Genomic DNA, 13,739 nt, shown 5'->3' on the forward strand with positions numbered 1-13,739 from the left:
GGTCCCTGGCCTACGAATACGACGCCCAAAACCGTTTAACGGCTGAACACCAAGGCTGGGGCACCCTGCGCTACGGCTACGACGCCTGCGGCCAACTGCAAAACCTGCGCCTGCCGGACAACAACCGCCTCACCTTCAATCACGACAAAGGCGGTCACCTCGCCACCGTCGAACTGAACGGCGCAGTACTCACCTCACACCTCTTCACCGCCGGCCGCGAACAGCAACGCCAACAAGGCCAACTGCTCAGCACTTACCAACACGACCACCAGGGACGCCTGTTCAACCAAAGCATCAACGACGCCGAAGGCCCGGTGTACCGCCGCCACTACGACTACGACAAATCCGGCAACCTCACCCGCCTGCTCGACACCCGCAAAGGCGACCACCGCTACCACTACGACCCCCTAAGCCGCCTCACCCGCGCCGACCACACCCAAGACGAGCAAGAACGCTTCGGCCACGACCCGGCCGGCAACCTGCTCATGCAAGACCGCCCCGGCCCCGACATCGTCGCCGGCAATCGCCTGATGATCCAGGGCGACCACCACTACGACTACGACGCCTTCGGCAACCTGATCCGCGAACGTCGCGGCAAAGGCCATCAACTCGTCACCGAATACCGCTACGACTGCCAGCATCGCCTGATTGGTATTAAAAAACCCAACGGCCAGACCGCCAGCTACCGCTACGACCCGTTTGGGCGGCGTATCAGTAAAACCGTCGATGGCATAACCACCGAGTTCTTCTGGCAAGGCGACACACTCATCGCCGAACACCACGAGAACCGCCACCGCAGCTACCTCTACGAACCCGACAGCTTCCGCCCGCTGGCCTTACTGGACGGTTTCGGTCCAAAGGAAACCAAGCCCTACCACTACCAACTCGACCACCTGGGCACGCCGCAGGAACTCACTGCCCAAGACGGCGAAATTGTCTGGTCCGCGCATTACCGCGCCTACGGCGAAATCACCCGACTAGACATAGGAAAAATCGACAATCCACTGCGCTTCCAAGGCCAATACTTCGACCCGGAAAGCGGACTGCACTACAACCGCCATCGCTACTACAATCCGGATATTGGTCGCTACCTGACGCCGGATCCGGTGAAGCTGGCGGGTGGGATGAATGCCTACCAGTACGTGCCTAATCCTACGGGATGGATAGATCCGTTAGGGCTGAGCGCCAACTGTCCTGGTTCGGTAGAGAAAAAACCAACCTGCGCCTTACCTGCTGAGCCGAAACAGCCTGACGTATCTCGTAAAGGGGCGTTTCGGGAAGCCAAAAGAGACGCCAAAATACCGATGACTCAACACCCAGATGTGATGACGCATCCGAAGTCAGGCAGGCCAACACAATCCAAAAAAGAAAAAATGACTGATTTGAATGATGACAATGTATTGGATGACAATGGCAGGACTATTAATACAAGGGTGTATCAATTCACCAGAGCAGATGGTTCTAGAGTTCTTATCCAGGACCATTCTGCCGGGCATAAATTCGGCAGAGCGGATGGAGTAGGAGATCAAACAGCACACTTCAACTTACGACCAATAAACAAGCCCCGAAACGGGCATGTTTCCGGAACGAAAGAACATTACAATTTCAGGATTAAAAAATGAAATACTGGAACGAACTAGATCGCAATATATTTTTCGAGAAGCTATTTAGCAACCCCGTAAAGATTGGAAAAATTGCATTATTTTCGTTGCAGATAGAAAACGATCAACCGTCATTGGGGTTAGGGTTCGACATCCCTGAATTCCCAGACACATTACCGACCAAATGGCAAGACAAAGGCTATAACACTTGCAGAATGGGGATTGATTGTCATGGCATTCGCGACCTAAAAATTCAAAACCTTCCCATTAGAGAAGTATTTTTCGTGAATATCACACGCAACAATGATCAGTTTCATTTCCAAGCAACCAACAAAAACGCCTCAATTGAATTCAAGGCTAAATATATTTCACTTTGCGATCCAAACGTGTACATAAATGGACCTGATGATTATTTTTTTTAGAGCACTATAAGTGCATGAATATATACATCCTATGCCCTCCATAGTCAGCCCCAATTCGCCCACCCACCCAACCCCACCTAAACTCTCCCCATGTTGTTTCAACGGACAGAGGATTCACCATCATGGGCAAACGTCATCCCAATCTCCCCGCCTGGCAATGGCGTAATTACCCGCAGAACCATCAGCACCCGACCAACCTGGCGTTGCACCTGATTGCCGTGCCGCTGTTCATCATCGGGTTTCTGTTGATTGTGTCCGGGGTCTTCAGCCTGAGCCTGGCCAGTTTTGCCGTGGGTGTTGTGGGTATCCTCGCCGGCCTGGCGTTGCAGCGTCATGGTCATAGCCTGGAAGCCCAGGCCAGTGAGCCGTTCAGTGATCGTAAAGATGCGATTCAACGCCTGGTGGTCGAACAGTTCGTAACCTTTCCGCGCTTCGTGTTGAGCGGTGGCTGGTGGCGTGCCTGGCGGCAGCGCCACAGGCATTGAGGTCAGGCGAAGACCACCACGGTCTGGCGGCTGATGGCGATGAGTTCGCCGGTCGGGCTCCAGAGGGCGGCGGCGGCATGGCCGTAACCGTCGCGGGCGTGTTCGATGGTGACATGGTACTGGCACCAGTCCAGGGTCGTGAGGTCTTGCAGGGGCTGGATGAATTCGATGGTCCAGGTCAGGGTGCTGCCCGGTGCCGGCTTTTTCAGGTGGGGCAGCAATGCCGGGGGCCAGGCATCGACCAGGGCGAGGATATGCGCTTCGGTCAGCGGCTCTTCCTTCACATCGCCGCGCAAGCGCACCCAGCCGCCCATGTCGCGGGATTTATTACCGGTAAACGGCAAGCCGCCGACACTCCAGCGCATCGCCAAATGGCGCATGAACTCGGGGGTGACGCCTTTGATATAGGGCAGTTCCTGGCACTCCTCCCAATGCTTGAACACCGGCGGCGCTTCGCTGTCGACAGCGATTTCCGACTCGCGGGCGCCGCCGAAACTGGCTTGCACCAGTGTCGCCACTTCCCCGTTCTGCACCACGCGGCCGAGCAACTGGCTGACGGCTTTACCTTCGCGTAGCACTTCGACTTGATAACTGGCAGGAACGTCCGGCGCTACCGGGCCAACGAAGGTGATTGCCAGCGACCGTAATGGGCGATCAGCCGGAACCTGTGCACGCAGGGCTTCGTATTGCAAGGCAGCGACCAGGCCACCAAAAGTCGCGCGGCCCTGGGCCCATTCGGCAGGGATGGTGACATCCAGCGGGTTGCTGCGGGCGGCGTCGAGCAAGTCACTAAAGCGCATGGCGATCTCACATCAAAGGGAACAGATGGGGGGATCTTAACTATCGATCCGGCCAGGTACAGCGCCTATTCCGGCCAAAAGCCGGACCGACTCAGAAACAATCGGCGCTGAGTTTATCCAGCACCCGATCCGCCTGCCCTTCTGCCTTGGCCATGGTGCGATGCCACGTCGCGACGCAGGGCTGCAAATCCGGCTGGTGTTCTGCCTGGGCCAACCACTGCCAGCAGTCGTGCCAATCCCCCAGCGCGCCCTGGGCTTTTTTCAGGCGCGACATCGCGTTGGCGGGCAACTTGTCCAATTCGGGATAGGCTTCAGCCGCATAGCGCACACGCTTGATCAACAACCGCAGTCGATGGCGATCATGGTCGGGATCTTTCAAGCCTTCATCAAGTTTCTGCCATTGTTTGGCCAGACGTTTTTCGATGCGTGGGCGCAGGCCTTTGAGCAACTTCTGATGCTCAGAAGCACGGATAAAACGCGGGAAAGCGTCGAGGATCAGCAGCAAATGCGCGAGCTCCGGGCTTTGCGCCACGTGGCGATAGGCATCGGGTTGCAGGCGCAGGCGCCGGTCAGCAGCCTCGTGATGACCGTGCTGGTGCAAATACGCCGCCAGCACCTCGCGGTCACGTAGCGGCGTGGTCAATTGGCCGACGGTGCTGGCGGCCAATTCAAGCTGCTCAACCCCAGGCAGCCCGCGCAAGGGGCGCAACAAGCTGCGCAAGCGGCGTACGGTGGTACGCAGGTCATGCAGGGCTTCATCGTCGGTGACGGCGGCGAGTCGAGCCTGGCAGCTCAGTAACCCTACTTCCAGGCCAATGACCTGAGCGACTAACTGATCGACCAAAGCTGACATCCTGCCCTCACTACCTGATGAAATATCCTACCCGCAACAGGTCAACGCCCGGCGCGAGACTCACGAATGTAGAACCGCGCTTTCTCGGCCTTGTTAGAGCAGCCTTCAAACGCTTCAAATTGTTGCTGGGTCTTGGCACCGGTCAACAGAGACAAGGCCTTGGAGTAGCTCACCGTACCAGCAAACCCTTCAGCCTTGGCCAGGTCCAGTTCTTTCCAGGCGGCGTCCAATTGGGTGCCGCAGCTGTCGCGGTACGCGGTTTTCCCGGCACAACCGGCCAAGGCCAGCACGATCACAGGCACACACATCCAGGCTTTCATCAATGACACCTCAAAATAAGAAAAAACAGTCGTACGCTGTAGACGTTGCCTACATGGAAAAGTGCCTGTCCTTAGCCTGAAATCGATAGTACCTGTTTACCAGAGCATACCCGAGCAGCAGCGCTATCCTGGAAAAATATTGCAGGCTCCCGCGAAGATTGAAGCCAGCCCCTCAATGGGTGCATTGTGGGTGCCTGCCTTGGGGAGGACATGGACCATGAAAAAGCGTGTTGCCTTGGTGCTGGGCTCCGGTGGGGCCCGGGGCTACGCCCATATCGGAGTGATCGAGGAAATCGAACGGCGCGGCTATGACATCGCCTGTATCGCTGGATGCTCCATGGGGGCGGTGGTGGGGGGGATCTACGCCGCCGGCAAACTGGATGAATATCGCAACTGGATTGAAAGCCTCGACTACCTCGACGTGCTGCGCCTGGTCGACGTCAGTTTTCGCCTGGGGGCGATTCGAGGCGAGAAGGTCTTCGGGCAGATCCGCAAGATCGTTGGCGAGATCAATATCGAAGAGCTGCGCATCCCCTACACCGCTGTCGCCACCGACCTCACCAACCAGCAGGAAATCTGGTTCCAGGAAGGCTGCCTGCACCAGGCCATGCGCGCCTCGGCGGCGATTCCCAGCCTGTTCACCCCAGTTATGCAAGGCAACCGCATGCTGGTGGACGGCGGGTTGCTCAACCCGCTGCCCATCGTGCCGGTGGTGTCGAGCCACTGTGACTTGATCATCGCGGTCAATCTCAACGCCACCAATCAGAAGCACTACCAGTTGCCCGTGATCCAGCGCCCGCCCGCCTTCAAGAGTCGCTTCAACAACCTGGCGAATTCACTCGGTTCGCACCTGCCGTTTCGCCGCAAGCAGGCCGAACAATTGCTGAAGCTGGAGCAGGAGGCATTGGAGGCCCAGGCAGCGGAGATCAACCCGTGGCTGGAGTCCGCCGAGCCCGAATCCCAGCAACCGGCCGCCGCACCGGAAAAGCCCGGCGCACCGAAGTCCGCGACCGGGTCGTTCATCATCGATAACGTCGGCCCTGCGTCGTTGCTCGACCTGATCAACCAGAGCTTCGAGGTGATGCAGACCTCGCTGGCGCAGTACAAGATTGCCGGCTACCCACCGGATGTGCTGATCAACGTGCCGAAGCGGGTGTGCCGGTTTTTCGAGTTCTACAAGGCGCCGGAATTGATCGCCCTGGGGCGGGAGATTGCCAGTGATACGCTGGATCGGTATGAGAGTGAGCAGCGCTGAAATGCGTGGTGTCGCTGATGGCGCCATCGCAGGCAAGCCAGCTCCCACAGGGGAATGCATTCTGGATGTGGGAGCTGGCTTGCCTGCGATGACGCCAGAGCAAGCACCGAAAATCTATCCGCCCAACAACCGATACCCCACCCCCGCCTCCGTCACGATAAACCGTGGCTGGGTCGGATCATCCGCCAGTTTCTGCCGCAGATGCCCCACCACGATGCGCAGGTAGTGGCTGTCCTCGGTATGGGTCGGGCCCCAGATATCCTTGAGCAATTGTTGCTGGGTAATCACCCGCCCCGGGTGCCGAGCCAGTTGTGCCAGCACCGCGTATTCCTTGCGGGTCAGCGCCACTTCAGCGCCGTCCAGCAGCACCCGGCGATAGGCCAGGTCCACCGTCAAGGGGCCAAAGCGCAAGGCTGCTTCCTGGGCTTCACCCGCCGGCGCCTGGCGCAACAACGCCCGCACCCTGGCGAGAAACTCCTGGATACCGAAGGGTTTGGTCACATAGTCATTGGCACCACCGTCCAGGGCCTCGACCTTCTGCCCTTCACTGGCCCGCACCGACAGCACCAGCACCGGCACCGTCGACCACTCGCGGAATTCACGCAGTACTTGCTGGCCGTCCATGTCCGGCAAGCCAAGGTCGAGCACCAGCAAATCCGGCTTGCTCAGGGCCGCCTGGGCCAGGCCTTCGTTGCCGGTGCCGGCCTCAATCACTTTGTAACCTTGGGAGGCCAGGCTGATGCGCAGGAATTTGCGGATCTGGGGTTCGTCATCAATGACCAAAATCGTCGAGGTCTGGCTCATGGTGTCCAATCAAAATCCGTGAAGAAAACAGGGTAGCTCATGCCTCGCGCTCCAGGCCAGGCTGTGTCGGCAAGGGTAGGAACAAGGTGATGCAGGTGCCACGCCCTTCAATACCGTCGGCCACGCTGATATGCCCACCGTGGGCACCGACCATGCCCTGGCAGATCGCCAGGCCCAGGCCCGTGCCCTGCCCGCCGCGGTCACCGCGTGCAGCGGTGTAGAACATGTCGAAAATTTTCGCGCGCTCGTCCTCGGGAATTCCTGGCCCCTCATCGGCCACGGCAAAAAACAGCTGGTTGTCCGACACGCCGGCGCTCAGTTGCAAGCGACCTTGAGCCGGCGAAAAGCGTGCGGCGTTCTCCAGCACATTGACCAGTGCCTGTTCGATCAACGCGGCGTGCACATACAACAAGGGCAACTCGGGCGGCACATCGGTACTCACCTGCAGCGGCGCCAGCACCGCACGCAGACGGCCGAGGGCGCTGCCGACGATGTCGCCTGGCGACACCCAGTCCCGTGCCAGTTTCAACGCACCGTGGCCGAGACGCGTCATGTCCAGCAAGTTCTGGATATAGCGGTCGAGGCGCTCGGCCTCATCGCGGGTGCCTTCGAGCAACTCGCGGCGATCCTCCAGAGGGATCGCTTCACCGAGTGCCAGCAGGCTATCGATGCTGCCGCGCATGGAGGTCAGCGGTGTACGCAGATCGTGGGACACTGAAGCCAGCAAGGCGCTGCGCAGTTGCTCGGTTTCGCCGTGCAGCCGCGCGGACTCCAGCTCCTGAGCCAATTGCGCCCGCGCCAGCGCCTGGGCCAGCGGCTGGCTCAAGGCCGTGAGCAAGCGACGGCGTTGGCCGCTCAACTCCAGGCCCGGTTTGGGGCTGACGCCCAGCAAACCCAGCGGGCCTTCCTCGCCCGACAACGGCCACCACCACCAACGCCCAAATGGCAACGTGCCGGTGCCCATGCCCGCCGGCTGGTCATGCTGCCAGGCCCAATCGGCGGCGGCACGCTCGGCTTCGCTAAGGGTCAGCGGGCCGCCGGTCTCGATCGTCCAACCACCCTGACCGTCGCGATTGACCAGGCACAGGTCGAGGTCGCTCCAACCTTCCAAGTGATGCGCCGCGGCACTGATCACCGCCTGGCGATCGGTGGCCGCGGTGAGTTTGCGTGACAGGTCGAGCAGTTCGCTGGTCTCTTCCTGGGTGTCGCGCAACGCCTGCAACTGGCGACGCTGGCGCGCAGCCAGGTTGCCGGTCAGCGCCGCCATCAACAGGAAGAACAACAGGGTCAGCACGTCTTCTTCGCGCTGGATGGCGAAGGAAAAATTCGGTGGGATAAACAGAAAGTCGTACGTCATGAACGACAACGCCGCACACACCAGCGAGGGCCCCAGGCTGCTGCGCACCGCCACCAGCAATACCGCGGCCAGGAACACCAGCGAGATGTTCGGCAGCGGCAAGACGCTGGACACCGCCCACGCCACCGCCGCCGCCACCACCGTCGCCACGACCGCGAGGGCGTAGTCGAACCACACCAGCCCACGCACATTCGGCAAACGTGGCGGTGCAGGGATGTCGTCGCTGTCGAGGACGTTGATTTCCAAGCCGCGCGCATTGCGCAGCAAACGCGCGGCCAGGCCACCGCCGAACAACCGACGCCGCCAACGCATCCGCGATTGCCCCACCAGCAACAGGCTGGCACGGCGTTCGGCGGCGTGCTGGATCAGCGTCTTGGCCACCTCCCCCGCCCGCAACAACACTACCTCGCCGCCCAGGCGTTCGGCCAGTTGCTGGGCATTTTGCAGGCGTAGCCGCGACTGCTCATCCCGCGCCCGGCCGTTGTCGATATGCACCAGGCTCCACGGCAAATGACGACGCTGGGCAACCCGGCTGGCATGGCGTACCAGGCGCTCGGCCTGCGCATCGCCATCCACACCCACCAGCAAGCGACCACGCACCGCCGGCGCGGCCTGGCCGAGTTGGCGATAGCCCTGGGCCAAATCATCATCGACGTGGGCAGCGGCGGTTTGCATCGCCAACTCGCGCAGGGCCATGAGGTTGGTCTGGGTGAAAAACGCATCGATGGCCGCGCGGGCCTGTTCTGGCACATAGACCTTGCCGTCGCGCAGGCGCTCCAGCAACTCGCGGGAGGGCAGGTCGATCAGCAGCAGTTCGTCGGCCTCTTGCAGCACCCAGTCCGGCAGGGTTTCGCGCACCTGCACGCCGGTGATGCCGCGCACCTGGTCGTTGAGGCTTTCCAAGTGCTGGACGTTGACCGTGGTAAACACGTTGATGCCCGCGGCGAGCAGTTCCTGGATGTCTTGCCAGCGCTTTTCGTGGCGGCTGCCGGGGGCGTTGCTGTGGGCCAGCTCGTCCACCAGCACCAGCTTGGGCTTGGCGACGAGCAGGCCGTCGAGGTCCATTTCTTCGAGCATCACGCCGCGGTATTCACTGCGCAGCAGAGGCTGTTGCGGCAGGCCGCTGAGCAAGGCTTCGGTTTCGGCACGGCCGTGGGTTTCGACCACGCCGGCGATCAGGCGCACACCCTGGCGCAACTGCGTGTGCGCGGCCTGGAGCATGGCGTAGGTCTTGCCCACACCGGGTGCGGCGCCAAGGAAAACTTTGAGCCGGCCACGGCCGTGCCGGGGCAGATCGGCTAACAGGGCGTCGGCGCGGCCGGAGTCGCTCATGCGCTGGGGTTCCTTCAGGTATTTATCGGGTGTACTTCAGGCCGCCATCGCGGGCAAGCCAGCTCCCACAGGGGAATGCATTCCAACTGTGGGAGCTGGCTTGCCCGCGATGACGGCGCTACTGCCTACAACTTTTCCAGGGCCATGTTCAGCGCCAGCACGTTCACGACAGGCGGGCCCACCCACGGGCTTTCGATGTGTTCATCCAGCAACCGTTGCAAGGTTGCCACCGGCACATTCCGCGCCGTGGCCACTCGCGCCAGTTGATAGGCAATCGCCTCTGGCGGCAAGTGTGGATCAAGACCGCTGCCAGAGGTAGTCAGCGACGCCAAAGGCACAGGTCCCTGGCTGGGCACCAGCTGTTTGTTCGCATCCTCGAAGATACGCGTCGCCAGCGCCGGGTTGCTTGGGCCCAGGTTACTGGCGCTGCTGGAAACCGTGGCAAAAGCGCCGGCCGATGGGCGTGGGTGGAACCAGTTGTCGCCGGTAAAGTCCTGGGCGATCAGGCTGGAGCCGCGCACTTTGCCGCTGTCGTCGCGCACCAGGCTGCCATTGGCCTGGTCCGAGAACGTCACTTGGGCGACGCCGGTCACTACCAGCGGGTAAGCGACGCCGGTGATCAGGGTCATGAGCACCAGCAGGCTCAGGGCCGGGCGGATCATGTTGGACATATCGGATTCCTCAATTCGGTCATTGCGACCTGTGGGCACCCACCGGGCGCCCACAGGAATAGGGTCAAACCAGGTGCAGCGCAGTCAGCAGCATGTCGATCGCCTTGATGCCCACGAACGGCACCAGGATCCCGCCCAGCCCGTAGATCAGCAGGTTGCGTCGCAGCAATGCCGCCGCACTCGCCGCTTGGACGCGCACACCGCGCAGCGCCAGCGGAATCAGCACCACGATGATCAGCGCGTTGAACACGATGGCCGAGAGGATCGCGCTCTGCGGGCTCTGCAAGTGCATCACGTTGAGCACGCCCAGTTGCGGGTAGATCGAGGCGAACAGTGCCGGCAGGATCGCGAAGTACTTGGCCACGTCGTTGGCGATGGAAAAGGTGGTCAGCGCACCACGGGTCACCAGCAACTCTTTGCCGATCTGCACCACGTCCAGCAGCTTGGTCGGGTCGCTGTCGAGGTCGACCATGTTGGCGGCTTCGCGAGCGGCCTGGGTGCCATCGTTCATCGCCATGCCGACGTCCGCCTGGGCCAGCGCCGGGGCGTCGTTGGCGCCGTCGCCGCACATCGCCACCAGGCGACCGTCGTTCTGCTCATGACGAATGCGGGCGAGTTTTTTCTCCGGCGTGGCTTCGGCCAGCACATCGTCCACACCGGCTTCGGCGGCAATCGCGGCAGCAGTCAGCGGGTTGTCGCCGGTGACCATCACGGTGCGGATGCCCAGTTTGCGCAGCTCGGCGAAACGCTCGCGGATGCCGGGCTTGACCACGTCCTTAAGGTGAATCGCGCCGAGCAACTTGCCGTCGGCACACACCAGCAACGGCGTGCCACCGCTTTGGGCAATCTTGTCGATTTCCCGCGACAGTGCAGGCTGCAAGTCGCGACGCTGCTGACCGATGAACGCGAGCAGCGAATCCACCGCGCCTTTGCGGAATACGCGGCCCTGATAATCCACACCGGACAAACGGGTTTCGGCACTGAACGGCACGGCCGTCAGCTCGTCCGCGGTTGGCTCGGCCTGCGGGTGCAAGGCGCGCAGGTATTCAACGATGGATTTACCTTCCGCCGTGTCGTCCGCCAGGGAAGCAAACAACGCGCCTTCGGCCACTTCCTTGCCGCTGACGCCAGGCGCCGCGACCACTGCCGCACACCGACGGTTGCCGAAGGTGATGGTGCCGGTCTTGTCCAGCAGCAACACATGCACGTCCCCCGCCGCTTCCACGGCACGCCCGGACTTGGCGATGACATTGAGGCGCACCAGGCGGTCCATGCCAGCGATACCGATGGCCGACAGCAATCCGCCGATCGTGGTAGGAATCAGCGTCACCAGCAGTGCGACTAGGAACACCAGCGGCAAGCTGCCACTGGCGAAGTGGGCGAACGGCTGCAGGGTCACCACCACTAACAGGAAGATCAGGGTCAGGCCGATCAGCAGGATATCCAGCGCGACTTCGTTGGGGGTTTTCTGACGTTTGGCGCCTTCCACCAGTGCGATCATGCGGTCGAGGGTGGACTCACCGGGGTTGGCGGTGATGCGGATCAGCAGCCAGTCCGATACCAGGCGGGTGTTACCAGTGACGGCCGAACGGTCGCCGCCGGACTCGCGGATCACCGGTGCGGATTCACCGGTAATGGCCGCTTCGTTGACCGCCGCAATCCCTTCGATGACTTCGCCGTCACCGGGGATCATTTCCCCGGCGGCGACGCGCACCACATCACCTTTGCGCAGACTGGTTGCCGGCACGACCTTGAAGCTGCCATCCGCCTCCTTGCGGCGTGCACTCAAGCCTTCGCTGCCGGCCTTGAGGCTGTCGGCACGCGCCTTGCCACGCCCTTCGGCCAAGGCTTCGGCGAAGTTGGCGAACAGGACGGTGAACCACAGCCAGACGGCGATTTGCACGGCGACATAGGTCGGCACGCTGGTGTCGGGCACGAAGCACAACACAGTGGTGAGGATGGCGGTCAACTCGACCACCAGCATCACCGGCGAGCGTTGCAACTGGCGTGGGTCGAGCTTGACGAACGCCTGGACCAGCGCCGGGCGCCATAGGGCAGAGATGGCGGTTTTGGCGGGCTCCTGGGTTTGTGCCGGAGCCGCGTTTTTTGCAGGCATATTCATTTTCATATCCCTTTACTAGAAGCCCATGCTCAAGTGTTCAGCAATGGGACCTAACGCCAGCGTCGGCAGGAAGGTCAGGCCGCCCACCAGCAAAATGGTCACGGTCAACAGGGTCACGAACAGCGGGCCATGAGTCGGGAAGCTGTTCTGGCCAATCGGTGCGGTCTTCTTCATTGCCAGGCTGCCGGCCAGGGCCAGTACCGGAAGGATGTAGCCGAAGCGGCCGATCAACATGCCCAGGCCCAGCATCAGGTTGTGGAACGGGGTGTTGGCGCTGAAGCCGCCGAACGCCGAACCGTTGTTGGCACTCGCCGAGGTGTAGGCGTACAGCAATTGGCTGAAGCCGTGAGGGCCGGGGTTACTGATGGCGCCGGCCGGGCCCGGCAGGCTCGCGGCGATAGCGCCGAGGACCAACACGCCAACCGGCATCACCAGCAGAGTCACCACCAACAATTGCACTTCCTTGGCCTGCAGCTTCTTGCCCAGGTATTCCGGGGTGCGGCCGATCATCAGGCCGGCGAGGAACACCGCAATCAGCACGTTGAGCAACATGCCGTACATGCCGGCGCCGACGCCGCCGAAGATCACTTCGCCGACCATCATGTTGACCAGCGCGACCATGCCGCTGAGGGGGTTGAGGCTGTCCTGCATGCCGTTGACCGAACCGTTGGAAGCCGCCGTCGTTGTCACCGACCACAGCACCGTACCGGCAGTGCCGAAGCGTGCTTCCTTACCTTCCAGCGGCGCGGTTTGCTCCACGGCCGGATTGCTCAGGGTCGGGTTGGGCTGGTATTCGGCCCACAGCGAGGTCGCGCCGCCGATGATGAACAACGCCAGCATGCAGCCGAGAATCGCGCGGCTCTGGCGCAGGTCTTTCACGTAGTGGCCGAAGGTGAACACCAGCGCTACCGGGATCAGGATGATCGCCGCCAACTCGAACAGGTTGGCCCAGGCAGTCGGGTCTTCAAACGGGTGCGCCGAGTTGACACCGAAGAAGCCGCCGCCGTTGGTGCCCAATTGCTTGATCGCAATCTGGCTGGCGGCCGGGCCCAGGGGGATCACTTGATCAACACCCTGCATGGTCACGGCATCCACGTAATGGGCGAAGGTTTGCGGCACGCCCTGCCACACCAGGAACAACGCCAGCACCAGGCACAACGGCAGCAGGCCGTAGAGGGTGGCGCGGGTCATATCGACCCAGAAGTTGCCCAATGTCTTGGTGGATTTGCGTCCGATCCCACGACAAAGAGCAACAAGCACTGCCAGACCGGTCGCCGCGCTGACGAAGTTCTGCACGGTCAGGCCGGCCATCTGGCTGAGGTAGCTCAGGGACGCCTCACCACTGTAGGACTGCCAGTTAGTGTTGGTCATGAAACTGACCGCGGTGTTGAAGGCCAGGGTCCATTCCTGACCTGGCAATTTCTGTGGGTTCAGTGGGAGATAGTCCTGGAACAACAGGATCGCGAACAACAGCAAAAAGCCCGCGAGGTTGAAAGCGAGCAAGGCCAGCATGTATTTCTGCCAGCTCTGTTCCTGATGCTCGTCCACGCCCGACAGGCGATAACAGGCGCGTTCGACAGGGCCGAAGACCGGCGTGAGCCAGGTGCGCTGCCCTTCCATCACCTTGTAATAGAACCGCCCCAGGAACGGTGCCGGCACCAGCACCACCGCAAAAAAGGCAATGATCAGCCAATAGTCATAACTGTGCATGGCCCGC

12 protein-coding genes are annotated in these 13,739 nt (G+C 61.4%); 4 read left to right on the forward strand and 8 right to left on the reverse strand.

Translation table 11 applies throughout. The annotated features are described in order from the left end of the window. From BM70_RS0115765 to BM70_RS0115775, 3 genes are all read left to right on the forward strand, one after another. Positions 1 to 1,622 (forward strand): RHS repeat-associated core domain-containing protein (locus BM70_RS0115765; protein WP_025856904.1); only part of this gene is annotated, 1,622 nt, incomplete at its 5' end. After that, on the forward strand, positions 1,619 to 2,023 hold the full coding sequence (locus tag BM70_RS0115770) for an Imm50 family immunity protein (RefSeq protein WP_025856905.1): 405 nt from the start codon (positions 1,619 to 1,621) through the stop codon (positions 2,021 to 2,023). The genes BM70_RS0115765 and BM70_RS0115770, both read left to right, overlap by 4 nt. Before the next feature lie 122 nt (positions 2,024 to 2,145). Further along, on the forward strand, positions 2,146 to 2,508 hold the full coding sequence (locus BM70_RS0115775) for an Mpo1-like protein (protein ID WP_025856906.1): 363 nt from the start codon (positions 2,146 to 2,148) through the stop codon (positions 2,506 to 2,508). Positions 2,509 to 2,510: 2 nt separating this feature from the next. On the opposite strand, the gene BM70_RS0115780 is transcribed toward BM70_RS0115775, so the two are convergent. The 3 genes from BM70_RS0115780 to BM70_RS0115790 all read right to left on the reverse strand — a co-directional run bounded on the left by BM70_RS0115780 (position 2,511) and on the right by BM70_RS0115790 (position 4,481). Next, positions 2,511 to 3,308, reverse strand: a complete 798-nt coding sequence (locus BM70_RS0115780; protein ID WP_025856907.1) for an acyl-CoA thioesterase II — start codon at positions 3,306 to 3,308, stop codon at positions 2,511 to 2,513. Between the two features lie 91 nt (positions 3,309 to 3,399). Next, on the reverse strand, positions 3,400 to 4,161 hold the full coding sequence (locus BM70_RS0115785; protein WP_025856908.1) for a CHAD domain-containing protein: 762 nt from the start codon (positions 4,159 to 4,161) through the stop codon (positions 3,400 to 3,402). A 41-nt stretch (positions 4,162 to 4,202) separates the two neighbouring features. Then, positions 4,203 to 4,481: a hypothetical protein gene (locus tag BM70_RS0115790; RefSeq protein WP_025856909.1), complete on the reverse strand. Its 279-nt coding sequence runs from the start codon at positions 4,479 to 4,481 to the stop codon at positions 4,203 to 4,205. A gap of 217 nt (positions 4,482 to 4,698) precedes the next feature. On the opposite strand from BM70_RS0115790, the gene BM70_RS0115795 reads away from it, so the two are divergent. Beyond that, complete coding sequence (locus BM70_RS0115795; protein WP_025856910.1) at positions 4,699 to 5,736, forward strand: patatin-like phospholipase family protein; 1,038 nt, start codon at positions 4,699 to 4,701, stop codon at positions 5,734 to 5,736. Between the two features lie 114 nt (positions 5,737 to 5,850). Here BM70_RS0115795 and BM70_RS0115800 read toward each other — a convergent pair whose 3' ends face one another. From BM70_RS0115800 to kdpA, 5 genes are all read right to left on the reverse strand, one after another. Beyond that, positions 5,851 to 6,540, reverse strand: coding sequence for a response regulator (locus BM70_RS0115800; protein ID WP_025856911.1), 690 nt, complete (start codon positions 6,538 to 6,540; stop codon positions 5,851 to 5,853). Positions 6,541 to 6,577: 37 nt separating this feature from the next. Beyond that, positions 6,578 to 9,229, reverse strand: coding sequence for a sensor histidine kinase KdpD (locus BM70_RS0115805; RefSeq protein WP_025856912.1), 2,652 nt, complete (start codon positions 9,227 to 9,229; stop codon positions 6,578 to 6,580). A gap of 125 nt (positions 9,230 to 9,354) precedes the next feature. After that, positions 9,355 to 9,900, reverse strand: coding sequence for a potassium-transporting ATPase subunit KdpC (gene kdpC, locus BM70_RS0115810; RefSeq protein WP_025856913.1), 546 nt, complete (start codon positions 9,898 to 9,900; stop codon positions 9,355 to 9,357). Positions 9,901 to 9,964: 64 nt separating this feature from the next. Next, positions 9,965 to 12,022 carry a potassium-transporting ATPase subunit KdpB gene (gene kdpB, locus BM70_RS0115815; RefSeq protein ID WP_025856914.1) on the reverse strand — a complete coding sequence of 686 codons (2,058 nt, stop codon included), beginning with the start codon at positions 12,020 to 12,022 and terminating at the stop codon, positions 9,965 to 9,967. A 15-nt stretch (positions 12,023 to 12,037) separates the two neighbouring features. Further along, a complete protein-coding gene (gene kdpA, locus BM70_RS0115820; RefSeq protein WP_025856915.1) occupies positions 12,038 to 13,732 on the reverse strand; it encodes a potassium-transporting ATPase subunit KdpA in 1,695 nt (564 codons plus the stop codon). Between the last annotated feature and the right edge of the window lie 7 nt (positions 13,733 to 13,739).

The sequence above is a fragment of the Pseudomonas sp. CHM02 genome (assembly GCF_000612585.1).
In the GTDB taxonomy this organism is placed as follows: Bacteria; Pseudomonadota; Gammaproteobacteria; order Pseudomonadales; family Pseudomonadaceae; genus Aquipseudomonas.

What these genes read in the sequence shown, in the direction of transcription:
- BM70_RS0115770 (WP_025856905.1), top strand. Translation starts at nt 1,619, where the DNA reads ATGAAATACTGGAACGAACTAGATCGCAATATATTTTTCGAGAAGCTA.
- BM70_RS0115775 (WP_025856906.1), top strand. Translation starts at nt 2,146, where the DNA reads ATGGGCAAACGTCATCCCAATCTCCCCGCCTGGCAATGGCGTAATTAC.
- BM70_RS0115780 (WP_025856907.1), bottom strand. Translation starts at nt 3,308, where the DNA reads ATGCGCTTTAGTGACTTGCTCGACGCCGCCCGCAGCAACCCGCTGGAT.
- BM70_RS0115785 (WP_025856908.1), bottom strand. Translation starts at nt 4,161, where the DNA reads ATGTCAGCTTTGGTCGATCAGTTAGTCGCTCAGGTCATTGGCCTGGAA.
- BM70_RS0115790 (WP_025856909.1), bottom strand. Translation starts at nt 4,481, where the DNA reads ATGAAAGCCTGGATGTGTGTGCCTGTGATCGTGCTGGCCTTGGCCGGT.
- BM70_RS0115795 (WP_025856910.1), top strand. Translation starts at nt 4,699, where the DNA reads ATGAAAAAGCGTGTTGCCTTGGTGCTGGGCTCCGGTGGGGCCCGGGGC.
- BM70_RS0115800 (WP_025856911.1), bottom strand. Translation starts at nt 6,540, where the DNA reads ATGAGCCAGACCTCGACGATTTTGGTCATTGATGACGAACCCCAGATC.
- BM70_RS0115805 (WP_025856912.1), bottom strand. Translation starts at nt 9,229, where the DNA reads ATGAGCGACTCCGGCCGCGCCGACGCCCTGTTAGCCGATCTGCCCCGG.
- kdpC (WP_025856913.1), bottom strand. Translation starts at nt 9,900, where the DNA reads ATGTCCAACATGATCCGCCCGGCCCTGAGCCTGCTGGTGCTCATGACC.
- kdpB (WP_025856914.1), bottom strand. Translation starts at nt 12,022, where the DNA reads ATGAATATGCCTGCAAAAAACGCGGCTCCGGCACAAACCCAGGAGCCC.
- kdpA (WP_025856915.1), bottom strand. Translation starts at nt 13,732, where the DNA reads ATGCACAGTTATGACTATTGGCTGATCATTGCCTTTTTTGCGGTGGTG.